We start from the raw sequence: 22,941 nt of genomic DNA, 5'->3' as shown, positions 1-22,941 counted from the left end.
AAACGGGAAGAACCGTTCCCCGCCCGGCACTCGGGCCCCTTCCGAGGACTGGTCGGACCGCGTCCGCGACACGGATGGAGGGGATCGGATGATGGACAGCGCACGCCGGGGTGTCATCTCGGACTGGGGCGGGGTGCTCACCACGCCGCTGCTCGACGCCATCAGCGCCTGGCTCGACGACGAGCGCATCGACGGCGCCCACTACCGGCGGGTCATGCGGCCCTACTTCGACGGCAGCCTGGACGGGAACAACCCGATCCACGCGCTGGAGCGCGGTGAGATCGACACCGCGGCGTTCGAGCGCGACCTGGCCGCCCTGCTCAGGCTCACCGACGGCGGCACGGTGGTCGCCGAGGGCCTCATCCACCGCATGTTCGCCCGTTTCGACCCCGTGCACGAGATGTACGAGACGCTGCGCGTCCTGCGGCGGGCCGGCGTCGGCACCGCCCTGCTGTCCAACTCCTGGGGCAACGGGTACCCCCGAGAGCACTTCGAGACCACCTTCGACGAGGTCGTCATCTCCGGCGAGGTCGGGATGCGCAAGCCCGAACCCCGCATCTACCTGCACACCTGCGAACTCCTGGGCCTGCGCCCGCGGGACTGCGTGTTCGTCGACGACCTGGAGCACAACGTCCGCACCGCCGAGGAACTCGGCATGACCGGTCTCCTGCACACCGACGCGACGACCACCCGTCGCGAACTGGCCCGCATCCTGTCCGTGGACGTCGACGCCGAGGACTCCAGAGCGGCCTGACCGCGCGGCGTGCGGCGGGGCGGTGGCGCGTCCACCGCCCGTTCCTTGGCAGACTCAGGGGGACCGCACACCATCCCGGAGAGCCGATGTACGTCTTCCTGCCCAGCACCGTCCCCGCCCTCGCGAGAGTCCTCGAGGAGGGGCGGGTGGACGGAGCGCCGCTGACCGCCTTCGCGGCCGACCCCGGCTCCGGGACCGACGCGGAGGAGGCCGAGTACGACGCCATGTACGCGGCCGCCGACGAGTCGCTGACCCTGCTGGCGGCCGACCCCGCCGCCCCCCGCCGCCGCGTGGTGCTGGCCGCGACCATGCCCGACGACGTGGTCGAGCGCGTGGGGACGGCGGGCCCGGGGGTGATCCGCGTGCGGGTCACCGGTCCCGTGCCGTACAAGAGGCTGGCCTCCGCGCACGTGGACGACGCCGGGGCGGCGGACGACGTCGCCAGGGCGGCGGCCGATCCGGCCTCCGACGCCGCCGCGGAGCACGAACTCATGTGGTTCGCCGTCCAGGAGCTGCGCTACCTCGTCGGGGAGAGCGGCTCGTAGGTCCCGTCCAGGTCCTGGAGCAGTCGGCGCCCGGACCTGGCGCCGACCATCGACCGGACCGGTTCCCCGCCCTGGAAGACGAGCATCGTGGGCATGCTCAGCACACCGTAGGAGGCCGTGGTCCGGGGGTTGCGGTCCACGTCGATCCGGACGACCCGCATCCGGTCCCGCAGTTCCCGCGCGACCGACTCCAGGACCGGCGCCAGCTGGCGGCACGGCGGGCACCAGTCGGCGGTGAACTCCACCAGCACGGGCAGGTCCGCCTCCAGTACGTCGCGGGTGAAGGTGTCGTCGGTGGTCTCGGCCACGCTCGCCGTCGTCGTCATCCTCGTGGTCCCTCCATCTGGCACAGCGGCTCGGGTGCCCTGGGCAGGCGTGCCTCGGCACCGGCCAACTGCGCGCTCACCTGGTCGCGCACCGCCCGCAACCGCCCGATCAGGGCGTCGATCTCCGCGAGCTTGTCGCGGTAGACGCCGATCGAGTCGGGGCAGGAGTCCCCGGTCGGGTGGCCCGCCCGGAGGCACTCGACGAAGGGCCGGGTCTCCTCCAGCCCGAACCCGAAGTCCTGGAGCACGCGGATCTGCTCCACCAACCGCAGGTCGTCGTCGCCGTACACCCGGTACCCGTTGGCCGCACGGTGCTCGGGCAACAGCCCGAGGGATTCGTAGTACCGCAGGGTCCGGGTGCTGACGCCCGCCCGCTTGGCGAGTTCACCGATGCGCATGTCCGCGACGGTAGACCTTGACGCCGACGTGAAGGCAAGGGGCCGTCCGGAACCCCGCCGCGAGGGCAGCGGCGCCCGAGGCGACCGTGCCGTGCGGGACTCCGGCACTCATCGCCGCCAGAACAGGTGGTGGGTGACCCCGCTGGGGCTCGGCACCGCCTCGTGGTGGAAGCGGTCGTCCAGGTCGTCGGGGCTCTCCCACAGCTTCTCGCCCCTGCCGAGGTCGACCGGAGCGACCGCGACGTGCACCGTGTCGACCAGGTCGGCCGCCAGGAACTCGCGGACGGTGGCGACACCGCCGCCCAGGCGCACGTCCCTGCCGCCGGCGGCCTCCTTCGCGCGGTTCAGCGCCTCCTCCGGCGTCGCGTCGATGAAGTGGAAGGTGGTGTCGGACAGGGTGAAGGACGGGCGTTGGTGGTGCGTGAGCACGAACACCGGGGTGTGGAACGGCGGGTTGTCGCCCCACCAGCCCTTCCACTCGTCGTCCTTCCACGGGCCGCGCTGGGGGCCGAACTTGTTGCGCCCCATGATCTCCGCGCCGATGTTGCGGTGGAACTCGCGGGTCATGTAGTCGTCCAGACCCCGCGTGCCGCCGGGGTCGGTGCGGTTCGGCCAACTCGCGGTGGCTCCCGCCCACGAGATCAGGTCGGCGGGGTCCGCGTGCCCGAAGGGCCGTTCCAGGCTCTGGCCCTCACCGGCGCCGAACCCGTCTCGCGACACGCAGAAATTGTGGACCCTCAACAGCTGCGACATGCGTTCTCCTCAAGGAGCGTCTGATGGCGAAGTGCGACCGGTAGTCGTCTACCACCCCATGGCGACAGGACGGCCGGCTCGCCTGTCCGTCACGTCCCCACCCGGCGGGCGGGGACCACCGCCCGGAGGTCGCCGACCCGCCCGCCGGAGCGGTCGTCCGCGACTCCGTGCGCCCCGAGCTGGGCGTTCTCCCCCTCGGGGCCGCGGAGTGGGTCTCCTCCACCCGGCTGGTAGCGGCGGAGGCCCCGCGCGCCTGAACCACCCATACGGCAAGATAGGTGCGTCCCTCGTCCCCGACACCCCGAGGAGCCCGCCATCAGCCGCCTGGTGCTATGGAACGTCGACCTCACGCTCCTCGACGCGGGGCGCGTGATGCGGGCCGCCTACGCCGACGCCTTCGAGCGGGTCACCGGCGACCCCCTGGTGTACCTGACCTCCACCGAGGGGCGCACGGACTCGGAGATGTTCTTCGAGTTCTGCGCCCGCAACGACACCGACGTCGAGCCCGACACCGACTCCCTGGAGCGGTTCCTGGCCGCCCTGGAGGACGCCTTCGCCCGGCGCGTGGGCGAACTGCCCGCCAAGGGCCGCGTCGTGCCCGGCGCCGCGGCCTCGCTGGCGGCGGTCGCCAGCCTGCCCGACACCGTGCAGACCGTGGTCAGCGGCAGCACCCGCGCGACCGCCACGGCCAAGCTCAGGGCGTTCGGCCTGGACGAGTACCTCGACCTCTCGGTCGGCGGCTTCGGGTCGGTCAACTACCCCAAGTCCAGTCTCATCCAGTCGATCCGCCTGCACGCGGCCGGTGAGGGCGGCCACACCTACACGGAGGAGGAGACCGTGCTCATCACCGGCTCCGTCCCCGACATCCGCGCGGCGGTCATCGGCGGCGCCGTCCCCATCGCCGTCCTGACCGGATCGACCACCGAGGGGCGGCTGCGCGAGGCGGGGGCGACGACGGTGCTGGCCGACCTGACCGACCCGCGCGCGGTGATGGCCGCCGTCCATCAGGCGACGGCGGCGTAACACCCCGTCACACCGGTGCGTCCAGCTCGGGTGTTCGCCCTGGGGACGGACTCCCGCAATCCGTTTCTAACAGTACGTAACTACCGCGTAACGGTGTTGGTCCTGTTCTCTGCGGCGAAAACCAGTAGCCTGGTCTGCGGGTGGGGACGGAACAACGGCGTTCCGGCACCTCGCCGACCTTCAGCCTGTGCGCACAGGCCCACGCCCAACCACCATCCCCGTGTCTCCCTCACGGCCGAGAGGGTTCACGGAAAATCACAACCCAGCACGGAAGTTCACAGGTCACATGACCGGGTGTCCCTCCGAAGCGCGTGCGACGTTGCTCACAAAGGAGTGAGAGAGCCATATGTCCGGGCAATCCGACGTCATCCTCCAGAAGCTGCTCAGTGACGCGGCGACCCGGTGGTCCCCAGGACCCCGGGTGAGTCGTGAGGAAACCGACGCCGTCCGCCGATTCCTCCCCCTCTACTTCCGCCACACGGACCCCGAGGAGATCGCCGGGCGCAGCCCCGAGCAGATCTGCGGCATCGCCGGCGCCCACCGCGCGTTCGGCGCCGAACGCGTCCCCGGCCGCGCGAAGGTCCGCGTGTACACCCCCACCGTCGAGGAACACGGCTGGGACCAGCAGACCAGCATCCTGGAGATCGTCACCGACAACGCGCCCTTCCTCGTCTCGTCCGTCACCATGGCGCTGAACGAGCTCGGCGCGGGCGCGCGGCTGATCATCCACCCCCAGATGACCGTCGGCCGCGACCTCGAGGGCGTCCTGCGCGAGGTCGACCCGGAGATCGGCGGAGAGGGCCTGCTGCCCACCGACGAGTCGTGGATGCACATCGAGATCGACCGGCAGACCGATCCCGAGCGCATCAAGGAGATCACCACCCGGATCGAGAGCGTCCTGGGAGACGTCCGCTTCGTGGACGAGGACTCCGCCAAGATGAGCGACCGGGCGATCCGCGTCGCCGACGAGCTCGCCGCCTACCCCGACCGCCTCGTCGCGGGCGGCGTGGACCCCCGCGAGATCGGCGAGAGCGTCGACTTCCTGCGCTGGATGGCCACCCGCCACTTCACCTTCATGGGGTACCGCGAGTACGACCTGGTCACCGACGAGAACGGCGACGACGCCCTGCGCCCCCAGCCCGGTTCCGGGCTCGGCATCCTGCGCATGGACGCCCCCGCGTCCACGAGTTTCGCCGCCCTGCCGCCGGAGATCCGGGCCAAGGCCCGTGAGCCCTACGTCCTGGTCCTGACCAAGGCCAACTCCCGCGCCACGGTCTTCCGGCCCAAGTACCTCGACTACATCGGGGTGAAGCGGTTCGACGCCCAGGGCAACATCGTCGGCGAGCGGCGGTTCCTGGGCCTGTTCACTCCGCAGGCCAACACCGCGAGCATCACGCAGATCCCGATCATGCGCCGCAAGCAGGCCGAGGTCCTGGCGCTGGCCGGGTTCGAGGCCGACAGCTACGACGGCAAGGACCTCATCGAGCTGTTGGAGACCTTCCCGCGCGAGGAACTCCTCCAGATCCCGGCCAACGAGCTGTACAACATCGTCCGCGGGGTCCTGCGCCTGCGCGACCGCCGCGGCACCAAGCTGTTCATGCGCCGCGACCCCTACGGCGGCCGGTACATGTCCTGCTTCGTCTACATGCCGCGCGACGAGTACAGCACCCGGATGCGCCTGGACATCCAGAGCGCCCTCGGCGAGGCCTTCGAGGGCGCGACGATGGACCACAACGTCATGGTCGGCGCGGCCCCGCTCGCCCGCCTGTACCTGGTGGCGCGCGCCCAGCACGGACACACCCTGGCCGACATCGACCAGGTCGCCCTGGAGGAACGCGTCCGTCTGGCCGCCCGTTCCTGGGACACCGACTTCGACCAGGCGCTCACCGAGAAGTTCGGTCCGACCCGGGCCACCGAGCTCAAGGACCGCTACGCCAGCGGCATGAACGAGGCCTACCGCGTCGACAACGTCCCGGAGATCGCGGCGGCCGACGTCGGCGAGCTGGAGGAGCTGCTCGAGCGGACCGACCCCGACCGGCGCGCGGGCGAGTTCGGCGCCAGCCTGTACCGCCCGGACCCGGGCGTCGACGCGTGGCGCTTCCGCCTCTACCGGATCGGCGACCCGATCTCGCTGAGCCGCGTCCTGCCGGTCCTGGAGCACCTGGGCGTCGAGGTCGTCGACGAGTGGCCCTACGACATCACGGTCAAGGACGTCGGCCGGGTGTGGATCTACGACTTCGGCCTCGGCCCGATCCCCGCCTCCGACCTGGCCCCCGACCGCCTCAAGGAGCTGTTCGAGGACGCCTTCGACGCCTCCTGGCGCGACCGCTGCGAGTCCGACCGGTTCAACCGCCTCGTCGTCCGCGCGGGCCTGGACTGGAACCAGATCACCGTGCTGCGCGCCTACGCCAAGTACCAGCGCCAGACCGGCTCCACCTTCACGCCCGACTTCATCGCGGACGTGCTCGGCGCCAACGTCTCCATCGCCAACCTGCTGGTGGAGCTGTTCGAGGCGCGTTTCGACCCGGACCAGCCCGACGCCGGTCGCGACGAGCGCTCCGACGCCCTGGCCCGCAAGATCGAGGGCGAGCTGGAGGCGGTCGCCAGCCTGGACCACGACCGCATCCTGCGGGCCTACGCAGCGACCATCCGCGCCACCCTGCGCACCAACCACTACCAGGACCACCCGTACCTGGTGCTCAAGCTCAACCCGCAGGAGATCCCGGACCTGCCGCACCCGCGGCCCCGGTTCGAGATGTACGTGTACTCGCCCCGCGTCGAGGGCGTCCACCTGCGCTTCGGGTCGGTCGCGCGCGGCGGCCTGCGGTGGTCGGACCGCTTCGAGGACTTCCGCACCGAGATCCTCGGCCTGGTCAAGGCCCAGATGGTGAAGAACTCGGTGATCGTGCCCAGCGGCGCGAAGGGCGGCTTCGTCTGCAAGCGCCTGCCCGAGAACGGCACCCGCGACCAGGTGATGGCCGAGGTCGTCTCCTGCTACAAGCAGTTCATCAGCGGCCTGCTCGACGTCACGGACAACCTGGTCAACGGCGAGGTCGTCCACCCCGAGCGCACCGTCCTGCACGACGGCGACGACTCCTACCTGGTGGTCGCCGCGGACAAGGGCACCGCGACCTTCTCCGACATCGCCAACGAGATCTCCCTGGGACGGGACTTCTGGCTCGGCGACGCCTTCGCCTCCGGCGGTTCGGTCGGCTACGACCACAAGGCGATGGGCATCACCGCGCGCGGCGCGTGGGAGTCGGTGGCCTACCACTTCCGCGAGATGGGCGTGAACGTCCAGGAACAGCCCTTCACGGTCGTCGGCATCGGCGACATGTCCGGTGACGTGTTCGGCAACGGGATGCTGCTGTCCCAGCAGATCAAGCTGGTGGCCGCCTTCGACCACCGCCACGTCTTCCTGGACCCCGACCCCGACCCGGCCGCGTCGTGGGCCGAGCGCAAGCGGGTGTTCGAGCTGCCGCGCAGCACCTGGGAGGACTACAGCCCCGACCTCATCTCCGAGGGCGGCGGCGTGTTCCCCCGTTCGGCCAAGTCGGTGCCGCTGACCCCCCAGGTCAAGGCGGTCCTGGGCATCGACCCGGAGATCGGGGCGGTCACGCCCGACGAGCTGATCCGGTACGTCCTGACCTCGCCCGTCGACCTGTTGTGGAACGGCGGCATCGGGACCTACGTCAAGGCGAGCACCGAGACGCACGCCGACGCGGGCGACAAGGCCAACGACCAGGTCCGCGTCAACGCCGACGAGCTGCGCGTGCGGGTGGTCGGCGAGGGCGGCAACCTGGGCCTGACGCAGCCCGCCCGGATCGAGTACGCGCGCGAGGGCGGTCGGATCAACACCGACTCCATCGACAACTCCGCCGGTGTGGACACCTCCGACCACGAGGTGAACATCAAGATCATGCTGGACCGCCAGGTGCGGGCGGGCGAGCTGGGCAAGGACGACCGCGACCGGCTGTTCATCGACATGACCGACGAGGTCGCCTCGCTGGTCCTGGACAACAACTACGCGCAGAACACCGTGCTGGCCGCCGCGCGCAAGCAGACCACGGAGATGCTGCACGTCCACGGCCGGTACATGCGCCACATGGAGCGGACCAAGCTCCTCAAGCGCAAGCTGGAGGACCTGCCCTCCGACAAGGTCATCGCCGAGCGGCGCGCATCGGGCAAGGGGCTGACCAGCCCCGAGTTCGCGACGCTGCTGTCGTACACCAAGATCGACCTCAAGGAGCAGATCGGGGAGTCCGACCTGGCCGACGACCCCTACCTGGCCGACACCCTGACGGAGTACTTCCCGACGCCGCTGCGCTCGGAGCGCTTCGCCCGTGCCGTGGCCTCGCACCCGCTGCGCCGGGAGATCATCGTCAACCAGGTCGTCAACCAGCTGGTCAACCGGTCCGGGTCGACCTTCGCGTTCCGGCTGAACGAGGAGCTGGGCTCCAGCGCCGCCGACATCGCCCGCGCCTACCTGGTGGTCCTGGACGTCCTCCAGCTGCGCAAGTACTGGGGCGAGGTCGAGGACCTGGAGAACGCGATCTCCGTGGACAGCCAACTGGTCCTGCTGCTGGAGACCCGCAAGCTCGCCGAGCGCTCCGCCCGCTGGCTGCTGCGCCACCGCAGCTTCCCGTTCGACATCCGGAGCGAGATCGGCTACTTCGCCGAGGCCGTGGGCGAGGTGCTGCCGCGCCTGCCCGACCTGGTCAGGGGGCGCGACCGCGAGGCCTACGTCGAGCGTCGCGACCGCTACACGGCCCTGGGCGTTCCCGCCGAGCTGGCCGAGCAGGTGGCGGTCATGGTGCCCGCCTACTCCACGCTGGATCTGGTGGAGATCTCCCAGCGCACGGGCCGCCCGGTGGAGAAGGTCGCCGAGCTGTACTTCGAGCTGGCCGACCGGATCAACCTCAGCTGGTGGCGCGAGCGGATCATCGACCTGCCGCGCGACGACCGCTGGGGGACGATGGCCCGGTCCTCGATGCGCGACGACCTGTACTCCGCGCACGCCGACCTCACCGCGCGCGTGCTGGAGTCGGCCGACACCGACTCCACGGCCGAGCTGCTCGACACCTGGGCCGGGCAGAACCGCGACCAGGTGGAGCGGGTCGCGATGACGCTGTCGGAGATCCAGGAGAGCGAGCGGTTCGACCTGGCCACGTTGTCGGTGGCCCTGCGCTCCATCCGCTCCCTGGTGGACTGAGGCCCGGCGGACTGACGCCGCGCGAGCTCCGGCGGGCCCCGTGTGCACGACCAACACGGGGCCCGCCGCACACGCCCTAGACTGGGTGCGTGGCAGAACTGGACCCAGCAGAGAAAATCAAGGAGCTCGCGGCGACCCTCGCGAGCGTCACCGCCGTGGTGGACGTCGACGCGATGCGGACCGAGATCGCCGAACTGCGTGAACAGTCCGCCGACCCCGAACTGTGGGCGGACCAGGAGAACGCGCAGAAGGTGACGCGGAGGCTCTCCAGCCTGGAGTCCACGGTCAACAAGCTCGCTTCGATCGGGCAGCGCCTGGACGACCTCGGGGTGCTCTACGAGCTGGCCGAGGCCGAGGACGACGCCGACACCCGCGCCGAGGCCGACCGCGAGCTCGAACAGCTGCGCAAGGAGATCGGCGAGCTGGAGGTGCGCACGCTCCTCAACGGCCCGCACGACGAGCACGAGGCCCTCGTCACGATCAACTCCCAGGCCGGCGGCGTGGACGCCGCCGACTGGGCGCAGATGCTCCAGCGCATGTACCTGCGCTGGGCCGAGCGGCACGGCTACTCGACCGAGATCTTCGAGACCTCGTACGCGGAGGAGGCGGGCATCAAGTCCACGTCCTTCGCCGTCCGGGCGCCGTTCGCCTACGGGACCCTGCGCGGGGAGCACGGCACGCACCGCCTCGTGCGCATCTCGCCGTTCGACAACCAGAACCGCCGACAGACCTCGTTCGCCGGGGTGGACGTCGTCCCGGTGGTGGAGCAGAGCGACCACATCGACATCGACGAGACCGAGCTGCGCGTGGACGTGTACCGGTCGAGCGGACCCGGCGGCCAGGGCGTCAACACCACCGACTCGGCGGTGCGGATCACCCACCTGCCGAGCGGCATCGTCGTCTCCTGCCAGAACGAGCGGTCCCAGCTCCAGAACAAGGCGACCGCGATGTCGATGCTCCAGGCCAAACTGCTGGCGCGCAAGCGGGAGGAGGAGCAGGCCGCCCTGGACGAGATCCGCGGTGAGTCGACGAGCAGCTGGGGCACCCAGATGCGCAACTACGTCCTGCACCCCTACCAGAGCGTGAAGGACGTGCGGACCGGCGCGGAGACCGGCAACACGACCGGCGTCCTGGACGGCGACATCGACGACTTCATCGACGCGGAGATCCGTTGGATGCGCAGCCGGGAGCGGAACGGCGAGTCGGGCTGATCCCGCGGGGCGTCCCCGCCCGCGGGCGGGGACACGACGGCGGATCCTCTCACCCGTGACCGCGCCTACGGGTGCGGGCGGGGCTCGGGCACGGTACGGATCCTGGTGTGATCACCGGGGTTCGTGTCCCAAAGGTGATGAGGGTGACTCCGCACTTTAACCGAAACAGCTATATATGAACGTTACCATCGGTTGACGCCTCCGATATGCTCGGGGCTGCCGCACGGCGGAGCCACGATCTGGCGGGTGTGCCGCGATCTGGACAATCCGGGCCGCGCCCCCCAATACACTGTCGGTTGGCCATGCGGCCGGTACGATCCCGCGGGAAGACACGCTTCGACGCGGGTACCCATACCTTCGAGACCCTTGTGATGCGCCTGTGATCCACTTCGACAACGTCACCAAGGTCTACCCGACCCAGAAGCGCCCCGCGCTCGACGGCGTTTCCATTGACGTAGACAAGGGCGAGTTCGTCTTCCTCGTCGGCCCTTCGGGCTCGGGTAAGTCGACCTTCCTCCGGCTCGTGCTGAAGGAGGAGAAGCCCGACAAGGGACGCGTGCACGTCGCCGGCAAGGACCTCGCGCGCCTGTCCAACTGGAAGGTGCCGCACCTGCGCCGACGGATCGGCTGCGTCTTCCAGGACTTCCGCCTGCTGCCGAACAAGAACGTCTTCGAGAACGTCGCCTTCGCGCTGGAGGTCATCGGCAAACCCCGGCGGTTCATCCGCAAGGTCGTGCCCGAGGTCGTCGAGCTCGTCGGCCTGGAGGGCAAGGCCGGCCGCATGCCCGGTGAGCTGTCCGGTGGTGAGCAGCAGCGCGTGGCCATCGCCCGCGCGTTCGTCAACCGCCCGCAGATCCTGCTGGCCGACGAGCCCACCGGAAACATCGACCCCGCGACCTCGATCGGCATCATGAAGGTGCTCGACCGCATCAACCGCACGGGCACCACCGTGGTGATGGCGACGCACGACGCCGCCATCGTCGACTCGATGCGCAAGCGCGTCATCGAGCTGGAAGAGGGCCTCGTGGTGCGCGACCAGACACGCGGCGTCTACGGCCAGGCGTACTGACCTCTGGCGTGCCCGCCGCCGGGTCGCCGATCACCGCTGCGAGGACACCGGCGCGGCGAAGCTTCCAAGGATGGACCTGTAACAGATCATGCGAGCACAATTCGTTCTCTCCGAGACCTGGATCGGCCTGCGCCGTAACCTGACGATGACGGTCGCCGTCATCACGACGGTGGCCATCTCCCTCGCCCTGTTCGGTGGCGGTCTGCTGGTGAACCAGCAGGTGACGGAGATGCGCAACTTCTGGGACCAGCGGATCACGCTGACCGTGTACATGTGCAACGACATCTCCCCGGCCGAGGCCTGCCGGGAGAACGGCGCCGCCACCGAGGAGGAGCGCACCACCCTCCAGGCGGACCTCGAGGGCATGTCGCAGGTCGAGAGCGTCGAGTACATGTCGGCCGCCGAGGCGTTCGAGGACTTCCAGCAGCGCATCGGCTCCACGAACGAGGCGCTCGCCAACGCCGCCCAGGAGGGCGACATCCCGGACAACTTCCGGGTGCAGCTCACCGACCCGGGCCACTACGACACCGTGCGCGACGCGGTCTCCGGCGCCCCGGGCGTCGACAGCGTCTCCAACGACCAGAGCGTCCTGGAGGACTTCTTCGGGCTGCTCGACGGCCTCAAGTGGGCCGCGCTCGTGGTCGCGGGCGTGCAGCTGGCCGCCGCCGCGCTGCTGATCGGCAACACGATCCGCCTGTCCGCGTACAGCCGCCGCCGGGAGACGGGAATCATGCGGCTGGTCGGCGCGTCGAACTTCTACATCCAGCTGCCGTTCCTCCTGGAGGGCGCGATCGCCGGTCTCATCGGCGGTCTCATCGCGTCGGGGTTCATCGTGGCCACCCGGTTCACGCTGCTCACCCAGATCGAGGAGTGGTTCCAGTTCGACATCGCGCTGGACACCGGCGCGCTGCTCTACGTCATCGGGGTGTCGATCATCCTCGGCGTGCTGCTGTGCACCATCACCTCGTTCCTCACCCTGCGCCGCTACCTGAAGATCTGATCCGACGGTCGTCGGAAGGGGGCGCGCGGGGTACGGGGGCCGTGTGCCCCCTGACCGTATGAAGGGAATCCACTGTGGCACGGGAGACCGGTCGCAAGCCCATCGCGCAGAATCGGCGTGCCCGGCACGATTACCACATCGACGAGACCTACGAGGCGGGCCTGGTGCTCACCGGAACCGAGGTCAAGTCGCTCCGTGAGGGCCGGGCGTCGCTCGTCGACGGGTTCGCGCACATCAACAACGGTGAGGTGTGGCTGGAGAACGTCCACATCCCCGAGTACTCCCAGGGAACGTGGACCAACCATGCGGCCCGCCGATCCCGTAAGCTACTCCTGCACCGCTCGGAGATCGCCCGGCTCATCGGCAAGACCAATGAGCCCGGACGCACGCTGGTGCCGCTGTCGCTGTACTTCAGCGACGGACGGGCCAAGGTCGAGATCGCTCTGGCCCGCGGTAAGCGTCAGTACGACAAGCGCCACGACATCGCCGAGCGCGAGGCGAAGCGCGACATGGAACGCGCGCTTCGCCGCCGTCGATGAGGCGCCCGAAAGGAACACACACGGTGTCCCCCCGTCCCCTCGGCCGCGTCGCGGCCGCCGGAAGCGGCGTGGTCATGGCCCTCACCCTGGCCGCGTGCACACCCAATCCCAGCCCCGAGGTGGCTGTCCGCTCCTTCCTTCTGGCCTGGCAGAACGGGGACCACGAGACGGCCGCCGCGTACACCACCGGTGACCCCGGCGAGGTGGCGGCCACACTCGCCGACGTGCACGAGCAGTTGGACCTGGCGAGCCTGAGCTTCGGCCTGGGGCCGATCGAGCGCGGGGACGACTCCGCGACCGCCGAGTTCGACGTCACCGCCGACCTCGGGATCGGCGACCCGACATGGAACTACACCGGCCGCATGCCGTTGGAGTGGGGTCCGGACGGGTGGCGGATCACGTGGTCGCCGTCCGTGGTCCACCCCGACCTGGGCGAGGGCGAGCGGCTGGCGGTCAGCTACGAGATCCAGGAACGCGGCCAGATCCTGGACCGCGAGGGCGAGGCCCTGGTCACCACCGAGAGCGTGACCGCCTTCGGCGTGTACCCGGGGCGGATGGAGGACGCCGAGGCGGGCGTGACCGAGCTCGCCGACCTCCTCGACGAGGACCCCGGCCCCCTGCTCGACCGGGTGCGCTCGGCGCCGCCCGAGCAGTTCCAGCCGCTCGTGCTGATGCGCGACGCCAACGTCGGCCAGGCCCTGCTCGGACAGGTCGCGGCGATCCCCGGAGCGGACACCCAGGCGGTCGAGATCAACCTGACGCCGTCGGTGGCCCCGGCCGTGCTGGGCGAGGTCGCCGGGACGGCGGAGCACCGGGTGTCGTCCCGGGTGCCGGGCGCGTACCAGGCGGGCGACACCGTGGGCCTCAACGGCCTCCAGAACATCTTCCAGAACGAGCTGGCGGGGTCGGCCACCACGCAGGTGGTCTCCCTGGACGCCGACGGCCAGATCACGGACGTCCTGGAGTCCTGGCAGGGCGACCTCAGCGGCGGCATCGCCACCACGCTCGACGCCGGGATCCAGCGGTCGGCGGAGGCCGCGTTGGAGGCCATGCCGGGAAACGGGTACCTGGTCGCGGTCGACGTGGGCAGCGGTGACGTCCTCGCGGCGGCGGCGCGGCAGTCGGACGGGACCGGAGGGACCACCGACGACGCGGCCCTGACCGGTTCCTACGCTCCCGGCGGAGTGTTCACCATCGTGTCCGCCCTGGCCGCACTGGAGTCGGGCGCGGTGGCGCCGGACGCCGAGGTGCCGTGCGGCTACCAGACCGAGATCGGCGGACAGACCTTCACCAACCCGGACAACGGCGCGCTTCAGGTGGACCCGACGCTGGCCCGCAACCTGGCGTTCCAGTGCACCGTCGGTTTCGCGGACCTGAGCGGCGAGGTGGGCGCCGAGGCGCTCGCGGACACCGCCGGGCGCCTGGGCCTGAACACCGAATGGCAGCTGGCGCTGCCGGCCAACCCCGGTGGGGTGGACATCGGCGACGGTGCGGCCGACCTGGCCATGGCGATGAACGGCGACCGGGGCGTGCGGGTCAGCCCGCTGTCCATGGCGCTCGTCGCCGCGGCCGTGGCCGACGGGACCTGGAACGCGCCGTCCCTGGTCCGCGAGGAGGGTCCCACCCCGATCGCGCCGACCGAGCTGGACCAGGCCGACCTGGAGGTGGTCCGCGAGGGCATGCGCCAGGCGGTCGCGCAGCGGATGTCGCTGCTGAACGCGTACGGCGAGGAAGTCCTGGGGCAGGCCGCCCGGACCGAGCAGGACGGGACGGCGTTGCACTGGTTCGTCGGCTACCAGGGCGACGTGGCCTTCGCGGTGCTGGCCGAGGTGGACCCGGCGGTGACCCTGGTCAACCAGCACGCGGTGAGCTCGGCGGCGTCCTTCCTGAACTACCTGGCCAACGGCGTGCCGGAGGCCGCCGCCGCCACGGCGACCGACGGCGCGGTCGACCAGGGCACGGCCGGGGCCGGTACCACGGGGGCGACCGAGGGTACGGGGGCGACCGGGGCCACGACGGGCGGCACCGCGACCGGAGGAGCCGCGGGCGACACCACGGGGCAGACGGGTTTTTGACCGGGCACCGGCGTGCGCGCCGGACCGATCCGACGCGAACGGTCCTCCGGGGCAACCTCCCGGAGGACCGTTCGCGTCTTCCCCTATGACTGGAGCCGCGACAGGGGGTAGCGGCTCAGCCAAGGAGACAGGACCTCATCTCGGGGGAGGCTCTGTCGGTTCCCAAGGTCGGCCCGACCCTGCCGACCGCCCCCGTGGGCCGCGTCGACCTGTCTTGCGTCCGCACCCGCGGGGGTTTCTCCCTGTCCGGAGGGTGCGGACCCGGCGGGAATCCGCTTGGTACCCGCGTCGTTGTACCGGTAGAGTGAGGGTCAGCGAGCGCGCGCCGCTCGCGTGTCGGCCACCCGGCGACGGGGGGCTTTGACAACTGCACAGGGGGTGATCGGTTTCGACTTCGGTAGTCGTTCCAGGGGAAGCGGGTCGAGGGTTGCGTTTGTGACCTCGCAAATCCTGCATTCGCGTAAATTCAAGTGCCAATAAGAAGCACTCCGAGTTCGCTCTCGCTGCCTAAGCGATAGCGACTCTGTCGCTCTGAGCTCGTCATCGGCCCAGGTAGCGGCATCAGCTAGATGACTTACCACCCGGATCAGGCCACGAGGCCCGGGTGGGACACCTTCGTGGCTGGGCCTGTCAGCGATGTGTCCGTGCAAGCGCTGGGGCCGAGTAGAACGGCATCGCGGACTGCACCCGGAGAAGCCCTGGCTCGGTGCTGAAGGACGCGGGTTCGATTCCCGCCACCTCCACTCGTCGACGGGACGGCCCCGCTCGCAAGCTGTGCTTGCCCGCGGGGTCGTCCCGTCGTTTCCCCTGGGGGCGACCCCGGGGAACACCGTCGTGAGAACGCCTCCGACCAGTGGGAACCCCCACAGGCCGGGGGCGTTTCGTGCTTCATGTCCGTGTTTCAGGATGTCTGAATCAGATGACTTCGATGTCGGCTGACGTCTGTGCACCGCGCTTGACGCGTTCGTCGGCGGTGATGAGCGGGACACCGAGATCCTCGGCCAGCGCGACATAGGCCGCGTCGTATCCGCTCAGGTTGGCTGACAGCCCGCGCATACGGGGCCACAGGTGATGCAAGCCGTTTCGGACGATGGTGAGCCGCCGGTAGGACTCCATGACACGGTCACGCTCACCGGGAGCGAGCTTGGGTTTGCCTCCACGAGTGCCCTTCGACAGCGACAGGAGAACGGAAGCCACCTCCCAGTCGACGAGAGAGGGCGCGGCCAGTTCCTCGGGGCCCAATCGCTCCCGTGCGGCGCGGCCCGCGTCTTCCGTGCTGGTCAGTGCATTGACCAGGACTGAGGCGTCCACGATGATCACAGGTCCCCCCGAGCGTCGTCGACGGCCTCGGTGATGTCCTCGCGAGTCAACTGGGCGCCGATCGCGTTGCTGCTTTCCTCGAATACTTGGGCGTTGGCGCGCGTGATGTTGACGGGATGCAGGGTGATGGTGCCGTCCTCGTCCTTCGTCACCTCATAGTAGGGTTCCGTGGCGACCTTCTCACCCAGGGTGACGCGGCCTCTGCTTCCAGTCTTGACGAGCTCCATGTCGCCTCCTCTGTTTCCCAGTGTGGGCAATGCCCACAGTACCAAACGGGGTTCTTTGTGGGAGTTCTCCGACTCTGACTCTGGCGATGCGGACTGTCCCGGGCCGGAGTCCGTCCACGGCAGCACGCGGCCTCGCGCTCAGGAACGTCCCCGCAGTGCGGCCGCGAGGTGGTCGCGGGCGTCGGTCAGCGAGGGCCCGTACCAGGTCAGGGCGCGGCCGTCGACGCACACCGCGGGCAGGTCGGGGAAGGCCTCGGGGCCGTCGTCGGGACCGAAGCGGTAGGGCTCGTCGGGCAGGACGACGAGGTCCGGCGCGGCCGCCGCGATGACGTCCGGCGTGACCCTCGGGTAGCGGCCCTCCGCGTCGGCGAACACGTTCACCGCGCCGAGCCGGGCCAGGACGTCGCTGGAGAAGGTGTCGCCGCCGATGACCATCCAGGGGTTCCGCCAGATCGGGACCGCGACGCGCGGGCCCCGCTCCGGGACGGGCGCGCTCCACACGGCCTCCGCCTCCGCCAGCCAGTCGGGCGCGGGTGGTCCGCAGACCTCGGTGAGCAGGCGGCGCAGCGAGGCGAACGCGCCCGCGACCGTGCGCACGTCGGTCACCCACACGGGCATCCCGGCCTCACGCAGGGCGAGCACGTGCCGTTCCCGGTTCTCCTCCCGGTTGGCGACCACCACGTCCGGGGCCAGTTCGACGATGCGTGCGACGTGCGGGTTCTTGGTGCCGCGGACGCGTTCGACGGCGAGGTCGGCGGGGTGCGTGCACCAGACGGTGGCCGCGATGAGCAGACCGGGTGCGGTGCGGGCGATCGCCTCGGTCAGGGACGGGACGAGCGACACCGCGGTCTCCACCCGGTCCGGCAGCCGTACCGGGTGGCCGAGGTCGTCGAGCACGGTGCGGGCCACGGTTCCTACCGTAGGCGCTCCCGGGCGGCACGCACGAGCGCGTCGGCCACGGCGTTCGGAACGTCAGGCCTCCCCGAAGGCACGGGCGAGCGCGTCGGCCTCGGCGTAGGTGGGCAGACCGTCCGGGACCGGCAGGTCCTCGGCCACCGCCAGGGCCGCGGCCACCGTCGCCTGGAGGGCCGCCCGGAACAGCAGCGAACCGCAGCTGACGCGCCGCACGCCCAGATCGGCCAGGGCCCGCAGGGACGGGCCGCCGGGCGCGTACAGGATGTTGAGCGGCACGTCCAGCGCGTCGACGAGCGCGGCGATCGCCTTCTCGTCGCGCAGCCCCGGCACGAACACCCCGTCGGCGCCGGCCTCCCGGTAGGCGGTCACGCGCGCGGTCGTGTCCTCCCCGGTCCCCGGAAGCCAGTGCGTGTCGGTCCGGGCGTTGACGAACAGGTCGGGCGCCGCGCGCTTCACCGCGCGGATCACGGCGCACTGGTGCCCGCGGTCGGCGAGCCCTCCGCCGGGCCGCCCGTCCTCGATGTTGACCCCGACGACGCCCTCCTCCGCGAGCACGCGGACGAGTGCGCCCACCTCGCCGGGGTCCTCGCTGAACCCACCCTCGATGTCCACGCTGACGAGGGCGTCCATGCGGGCCAGGCCCAGGGCGAGCGCCACGGTCTCGGCCCGGGTGCCGCCCGCGGCGTCGGACTTCCCGGCCGCCGAGGCGACGCCGAGGCTGGTCGTCCCCACGGCGCGGAACCCGGCGGTGACCAGGGCCGCGGCCGAGGCGTGGTCCCAGGCGTTGGGCAGCACCAGCGGCGCGCCGGTGCGGTGCAGGTCGCGGAACTCCGCGTAGGCGTTCATCGGTTCTCCGTGCGTTGTCAGGCGGCCCGGGAGGGCCGGGCGCGGTCGGTCAGGTGTGGTCGTCAGCGGTCGCGAAGGAGGGGCCGTCCGGCGCTCCGGGCGCGGACTCCTCCAGGAGGACGTCGAGCACTCCGCACGCCAGCGCCGTGGCCAGGGCCGAGGCGGGGCAGGCGCGGCGGCCGTACCCGAAGGTGAGATGTCCGGGCGCCGGGTCGCCGAGGGCGGGGCGGTCGGGGTCGGAGAACACGTTCGGGTCCCGGTTGGCGGCGGCGAAGTCGAGCACGACCTCGGCGCCCTCCTCCACCGGCTGTCCGGCGAGGACGGCCCCGGGCAGGGCACGGCGGCGGGTTCCGGGGACCGGGGACGTGAGCCGGAGCGCCTCGGTGACGAGCGCCTCGGTCGCGGGGCGGCCCGGGCCGGAGAGGCCGAACTCGTCGACCACGGCCAGGACGCCGCGGATGAGCCCGGCGGTTCCCTCGCAGGACTGGACGAGCAGGGCGACGCGCTGGGCGACCTCCTCCGGGTCGCCGTCGGGCAGCAGGGAGACCAGGGCCGCCACCGCGTCGTCGGCCGGAGCGGTCGCGTCGGCGGGCGCGCCCGTCAGGTAGACCGCCGCCACCGTGCGAACGGCCGGGACGACCTGGGACAGGGCGGCGTGGGAGACGCCGAGGCATGCGGCGAGGACTTCGACGGGCACGTACGGGGCGGTTCCGGCGGGCGTCGCGCGGGCGCGGGTCCGGGCACGCGCCTGCAGGTCGTCGGGGTCGAGGCGGGCGAGGAGGCCCTCGACGACCGCGCGGCGGCGGTCGTGGGCGGCGCCCTCGGCGAACCGGACGGTGGTCCGCCGCAGCCAGCCCAGGCCGCCGACGGCGTGGGGTCCCTCCGGGACGGGGGGTACCGCGAAGCGGCGGTCGGCGAGGACCTCGCGGACCCCGGCGTGGTCGCGGACGTGGAGTGGAGGCGTCATGCCGCGACTCTAGGGCCGCGACGCTTCGGCGGTCGCCGAAGTGTCGTCGGGTCCGCGGAGGCCCGGGCGCGCGGGCGGATCCCGGACCTCGTCGGACACGGGTTCCGTCCCCCGGCTACGCCTCGCCGCCGGCCGTCCACCGGCCCCGGTACATGACCGCCTCGACCGCGAGATCCTCGGACAGGAGCACGAGGTCGGCGTGGCCTCCGACCTCGATCCGGCCCGCGCCGTCGAGCCCCAGCGCCGCCGCCGGGACCGAGGAGGCGGACCGCACCGCCTCGGGCACCTCCACGCCGAGGTCGCGCACCGCGGTGCGCACCGCCTGGGGCAGGACGATGGTGCTGGAGGCGATCGCGCCCGTGTCCACCAGGCGGGCCTCGCCTCCGCTGACCCGTACGCGCAGGTCGCCCAGGGTGTACTCGCCGTCGCCCAGTCCGGTCGCCGACATCGCGTCCGTCACCAGCGACACCCGTGCGGCCCCGGCGGCGTCGAAGACCAGCCGCGCCGCGCCCGGGTGGACGTGCACGTTGTCCGTGATCAGCTCGACCGTCACCCGCTCGTCGCGCAGCGAGGCGGCGATCGGCCCCGGATCGCGGTGGCCCAGCGGCCGCATCGCGTTGTACAGGTGGGTGGCGACGGTCGCCCCCGCGTCGAAGGCGGCCAGGGTCTGCTCGTAGGTGGCGTCGGTGTGGCCGACGGCCGCCACGACACCCGAGGACACCGCCGCGCGGACGAGGTCCAGCGCGCCCGGCAGCTCGGGGGCCACCGTGATCATGCGGACGTGGCCCCGTCCGGCCTTGAGCCAGTGGTCGAACTCGGAGGTGTCCGGGTCGCGCAGCAGCTCCGGGTCGTGCGCACCGCACCTGGACCGGGCGATGAACGGGCCCTCCAGGTAGATCCCCGCCAGCTCGCCCGCCTCGCACAGCTCCGCCAACGCCGACACCTGGCGCACGGTGGCCTCCGGAGAGGCCGCCACCAGCCCGGCCACGACCGACGTCACGCCGCGCGCCCGGTTGAACGCGACGATCTCCCGCGCCCCCTCCGGATCGGCGTCGGGGAACGCGTGCCCGGCACCGCCGTGGATGTGGGTGTCGACCAGGCCGGGGGCCACCCAGCCCCATCCGGCGTCGTGGGTCGGTCCGGCCGGAGGCGGACCGGCGCCGAGTTCGGCCACACGGCCGTCCTCGACCCGCAGCCAGCCGTCGTGGACGCCGCCGGGTGTGACCACCCGCGCGTGCGTGAGCGTGAGGGAGGTGTGCATTCGGGCTCTCTCTGGGTCTCGGAAGGGCGTGACGCGGCCTGTGTGTCGCAAATTACACCGGGTTCCCGGCGCGGTCCGGCGCGGGGCCCGGCGGCCCCCTCCCGCGCCCGGGATCCCCGGCGGAGCTGGGAAATCCTGATCCGTGGGACGGCCTGTCCACGACGTGGACGCCCAGGTCCGGGGTGTCCGCGGGGTGGCGGAAGGGTCGACACGCATTGACGATAGCGGTCGGTGCGCCGCATCATGGGTGCATGTCCGCCGGTGAGCTGCTTGTCCAGCGCCTGCACGTCGATCTTCGACAGCAGGCGAGCGCGCTCTGTCGTAGCTAGCGCTGAGCGGGGCCCGCGCCCCGCGCCACGGGTGTACCCCGTGCCCTCCGTGCCCTCGCAGACACCGGACACTCAGCTCTCCCAGCTTCTGGGTCCCGGGCCGCATCTCGGCCCGACGAGCACCCCTGCCAGGCCCGCACCACGTCTCGGACGACGGCGTCCGCGCCTGGTGTCGGCAGGGGAACGACGTCTCCTCCGGTGTCGACCAACGAACACCGCCCCTGACGCTTCCTCCGGTCGAACCCGGCAGGCTCTGACCGAACCCAGGAGTTCCGCATGACCCGCATCACCGTGCTCGTCGCCGCACCGCAGACCCGTTCCTCCGTCCGCGCCGCCGCTCTGGACGCGGCCGCGGAGATCTCGTCCCGCGTGGGCGTCGACGCCCGCCCCGCCGTGGTCGACCTCGCCGAGATCGGCCCCGACCTGCTCACCGACTCCGCTGCCTCCGTCGACGCCGCCTTGGAGCGCGTGCGGGAGAGCGACGTCCTCCTGGTCGCCTCCCCGCAGGTGCACGGCACCTACACCGGCCTGCTCAAGGTCTTCCTGGACCGTGTGCCGGAGCTGGGTCTCGGCCACACCGTCGCGGTCCCGCTGGCGGTCGTCGAGGACCTGCGCAACAGCCGCGGAATCGAGGAGGACCTGCGCGTCCTGCTCGCCGACCTGGGCGCCTGGGTGGCCGAGCCCGGCCTGGTGCTGTCCGCCGACGAGACCGACCGGCCCGGCGGCGTCGTGCGGGCGTGGGCCGACGTCGCCGCGCCCGGCCTGCGCGAGGCCGTGGCCGTCGCGGCCTGACCCCGGAGCCCGACCGGAGGCCGGAACCCGGCCCGGGCCTCGGATCCCGGCTCTGGTCCGGGCCGCGCGGGGGCGCGGCCCGGACCGCTCAGTCACGGGCGTGCGAAGCCGCCTCCGGGGTGACGGGACCGGCGGCGCGGCGGCGGCTGGTGTCGGCCTCGGCGCTGGCCGCGTTCCCGCGCACCAGGACGACCACGACCAGGGTCAGCGCGAAGCCGCCGATCCGCAGAACCAGCGTGACCGGGTCCTCGGGCAGGCTCTCGCCGAAGAGGACCGTCCCCGCCACGACCATGAACACGTTGCCGACCACGTTGGACACCGGTGCGGTGATCGAGGCGCGCGAGCGCTGCAACGAAGTCTGGAACAGCACGATCCCCACCGCCCATCCGAGCGCGTACAGGTAGGGGAACGGCGAGGTCAGCGCGGGCAGAACGGCCGCGACCACGCCGTGCTCGGCGAGCAGCCCGCCCAGGCCCTTGCCCTGGAGCCCGGCACTGCCCTGCGCCAGCCCCGCCGCCGCGCCCATCGCGGCGGCCGACACGTACCTGCCGCCGCGTCCGACGGCGCCCATCACCGCCACGCACGCGACCACGGTCACCAGACTGACGGCGACCAGGACCGGGGTGTTCGCGGAGGTCCCCGTCTCACCGCCGTCGTTCGTGGACAGGGAGAGCAGGCCGAGGGCGACCGGCATGACGCCGAGGGCGACGTACTCGCCCCGGGTGATGCGCTCACCCGTGAGCAGCGTCGCGACCAGGAGCGTGGCCGCCACCCCCGCGGCGAAGGCCGGTTGGGCGACCGACACCGGCGCCAGGCCCAGGGACACGATCAGGCCCACGCTGCCCAGCGCGGCGAACACGCAGCCGAACACCCAGCGCGGATTGCCCAGAAGGACGCGGGCCAGGTGGAGCGGGCGGTGGACGGAGATCGGCTCCGATCCGTGCAGGGCGCGTTGTTCGACGGACAGGCCGAGGGTGTAGACCACGGCGGAGGTCAGCGCGACCAGGAGTCCGATCACGGTGGGGCCCTTCGGTCGGGACGACGTGCGGACTCGCAATGTATAACAGGTTCTAGTCTGCGCGTCGCCAGGGGCTCTCGCGGAGGGCAGGTCACGATCGACGTATTAACCTGTTGAGGAGCCCCCTGTCCTCGTGTAACCGGCCGTGAACGGGGGAACCGTCCGTGACGGGTGAGAACCGGTTCCGGATCCATCCGCACGACGCCGCAGCGAGGAATGGGGCACGGTGCAGGACCCAGACGAGCCCGAGAGGGACGCGCGTGAGGCCGAGCCCGGGCCGGAGACCGAGGACACGGACGGCGCGCCGGACCGCTGGCGTACCCTCGTCGGCCTGGCCGCGCACGTCCTCCACCGCTTCGAC

Annotated in this window: 20 protein-coding genes and 1 other RNA gene; 11 read left to right on the top strand and 10 right to left on the bottom strand. The window is 71.4% G+C overall.

Features of this window, described 5'->3' with window-relative positions:
- The first annotated feature begins 91 nt into the window (after positions 1-91).
- The gene (locus ACIBFB_RS01245) at positions 92-754 is read left to right on the top strand and encodes an HAD family hydrolase (RefSeq protein WP_397225420.1); all 663 of its coding nucleotides are present in this window, start codon (positions 92-94) and stop codon (positions 752-754) included.
- Positions 755-840: 86 nt separating this feature from the next.
- The gene (locus tag ACIBFB_RS01240; RefSeq protein ID WP_397224860.1) at positions 841-1,299 is read left to right on the top strand and encodes a DUF6912 family protein; all 459 of its coding nucleotides are present in this window, start codon (positions 841-843) and stop codon (positions 1,297-1,299) included.
- Here the strand turns inward: ACIBFB_RS01240 and ACIBFB_RS01235 are convergent.
- From ACIBFB_RS01235 to ACIBFB_RS01225, 3 genes are all read right to left on the bottom strand, one after another.
- Entirely contained in the window at positions 1,272-1,625 is a 354-nt protein-coding gene (locus tag ACIBFB_RS01235) for a thioredoxin family protein (RefSeq protein ID WP_397224858.1), read from the bottom strand. The genes ACIBFB_RS01240 and ACIBFB_RS01235 overlap by 28 nt on opposite strands.
- Positions 1,622-2,023, bottom strand: a complete 402-nt coding sequence (locus ACIBFB_RS01230; protein WP_397224856.1) for a MerR family transcriptional regulator — start codon at positions 2,021-2,023, stop codon at positions 1,622-1,624. Before ACIBFB_RS01230 ends, ACIBFB_RS01235 begins: the two co-directional genes overlap by 4 nt.
- 108 nt (positions 2,024-2,131) lie before the next feature.
- A complete protein-coding gene (locus ACIBFB_RS01225; RefSeq protein ID WP_397224854.1) occupies positions 2,132-2,776 on the bottom strand; it encodes a dihydrofolate reductase family protein in 645 nt (214 codons plus the stop codon).
- Positions 2,777-3,103: 327 nt separating this feature from the next.
- On the opposite strand from ACIBFB_RS01225, the gene ACIBFB_RS01220 reads away from it, so the two are divergent.
- The 8 genes from ACIBFB_RS01220 (at position 3,104) to ssrA (ending at position 15,651) form a co-directional block, all read left to right on the top strand.
- Positions 3,104-3,799 (top strand): HAD family hydrolase, encoded by a 696-nt coding sequence (locus ACIBFB_RS01220; protein ID WP_397224852.1) that lies wholly within the window; start codon positions 3,104-3,106, stop codon positions 3,797-3,799.
- 346 nt (positions 3,800-4,145) lie between these two features.
- On the top strand, positions 4,146-9,011 hold the full coding sequence (locus ACIBFB_RS01215; RefSeq protein ID WP_397224850.1) for an NAD-glutamate dehydrogenase: 4,866 nt from the start codon (positions 4,146-4,148) through the stop codon (positions 9,009-9,011).
- Between the two features lie 89 nt (positions 9,012-9,100).
- Positions 9,101-10,222 (top strand): peptide chain release factor 2, encoded by a 1,122-nt coding sequence (gene prfB / locus ACIBFB_RS01210; protein WP_397224848.1) that lies wholly within the window; start codon positions 9,101-9,103, stop codon positions 10,220-10,222.
- A 379-nt stretch (positions 10,223-10,601) separates the two neighbouring features.
- Positions 10,602-11,291: a cell division ATP-binding protein FtsE gene (gene ftsE, locus ACIBFB_RS01205; RefSeq protein WP_017596794.1), complete on the top strand. Its 690-nt coding sequence runs from the start codon at positions 10,602-10,604 to the stop codon at positions 11,289-11,291.
- Positions 11,292-11,379: 88 nt separating this feature from the next.
- Entirely contained in the window at positions 11,380-12,291 is a 912-nt protein-coding gene (gene ftsX, locus ACIBFB_RS01200; protein ID WP_397224846.1) for a permease-like cell division protein FtsX, read from the top strand.
- Positions 12,292-12,365: 74 nt separating this feature from the next.
- The gene (gene smpB, locus ACIBFB_RS01195; protein WP_397224844.1) at positions 12,366-12,830 is read left to right on the top strand and encodes an SsrA-binding protein SmpB; all 465 of its coding nucleotides are present in this window, start codon (positions 12,366-12,368) and stop codon (positions 12,828-12,830) included.
- Between the two features lie 23 nt (positions 12,831-12,853).
- Positions 12,854-14,905, top strand: coding sequence for a penicillin-binding transpeptidase domain-containing protein (locus ACIBFB_RS01190; RefSeq protein WP_397224842.1), 2,052 nt, complete (start codon positions 12,854-12,856; stop codon positions 14,903-14,905).
- A 374-nt stretch (positions 14,906-15,279) separates the two neighbouring features.
- Positions 15,280-15,651, top strand: a transfer-messenger RNA (tmRNA) gene (gene ssrA / locus ACIBFB_RS01185).
- A gap of 169 nt (positions 15,652-15,820) precedes the next feature.
- Here the strand turns inward: ssrA and ACIBFB_RS01180 are convergent.
- From ACIBFB_RS01180 to nagA, 6 genes are all read right to left on the bottom strand, one after another.
- Positions 15,821-16,225: a type II toxin-antitoxin system VapC family toxin gene (locus ACIBFB_RS01180; RefSeq protein WP_397224840.1), complete on the bottom strand. Its 405-nt coding sequence runs from the start codon at positions 16,223-16,225 to the stop codon at positions 15,821-15,823.
- On the bottom strand, positions 16,222-16,452 hold the full coding sequence (locus ACIBFB_RS01175) for a hypothetical protein (RefSeq protein ID WP_397224838.1): 231 nt from the start codon (positions 16,450-16,452) through the stop codon (positions 16,222-16,224). Before ACIBFB_RS01175 ends, ACIBFB_RS01180 begins: the two co-directional genes overlap by 4 nt.
- Before the next feature lie 138 nt (positions 16,453-16,590).
- Positions 16,591-17,361 carry a helical backbone metal receptor gene (locus ACIBFB_RS01170; RefSeq protein WP_397224836.1) on the bottom strand — a complete coding sequence of 257 codons (771 nt, stop codon included), beginning with the start codon at positions 17,359-17,361 and terminating at the stop codon, positions 16,591-16,593.
- A 63-nt stretch (positions 17,362-17,424) separates the two neighbouring features.
- On the bottom strand, positions 17,425-18,213 hold the full coding sequence (locus ACIBFB_RS01165) for an isocitrate lyase/phosphoenolpyruvate mutase family protein (protein WP_397224834.1): 789 nt from the start codon (positions 18,211-18,213) through the stop codon (positions 17,425-17,427).
- Between the two features lie 49 nt (positions 18,214-18,262).
- Positions 18,263-19,180 carry a cytochrome P450 gene (locus ACIBFB_RS01160; RefSeq protein WP_397224832.1) on the bottom strand — a complete coding sequence of 306 codons (918 nt, stop codon included), beginning with the start codon at positions 19,178-19,180 and terminating at the stop codon, positions 18,263-18,265.
- 115 nt (positions 19,181-19,295) lie between these two features.
- Positions 19,296-20,441, bottom strand: a complete 1,146-nt coding sequence (gene nagA / locus ACIBFB_RS01155) for an N-acetylglucosamine-6-phosphate deacetylase (RefSeq protein WP_397224830.1) — start codon at positions 20,439-20,441, stop codon at positions 19,296-19,298.
- 605 nt (positions 20,442-21,046) lie between these two features.
- On the opposite strand from nagA, the gene ACIBFB_RS01150 reads away from it, so the two are divergent.
- Positions 21,047-21,562 (top strand): NADPH-dependent FMN reductase, encoded by a 516-nt coding sequence (locus ACIBFB_RS01150; protein WP_397224828.1) that lies wholly within the window; start codon positions 21,047-21,049, stop codon positions 21,560-21,562.
- An 88-nt stretch (positions 21,563-21,650) separates the two neighbouring features.
- Here the strand turns inward: ACIBFB_RS01150 and ACIBFB_RS01145 are convergent, their stop codons facing one another.
- Positions 21,651-22,580 (bottom strand): hypothetical protein, encoded by a 930-nt coding sequence (locus ACIBFB_RS01145; RefSeq protein ID WP_397224826.1) that lies wholly within the window; start codon positions 22,578-22,580, stop codon positions 21,651-21,653.
- Positions 22,581-22,941 lie beyond the last annotated feature (361 nt).

It is taken from the genome of Nocardiopsis sp. NPDC050513, assembly GCF_044457925.1.
Lineage (GTDB): Bacteria > Actinomycetota > Actinomycetes > Streptosporangiales > Streptosporangiaceae > Nocardiopsis.
The sequence above is the reverse complement of the archived record's forward strand: the minus strand, read 5'-3'. Positions and strand labels throughout refer to the sequence as shown.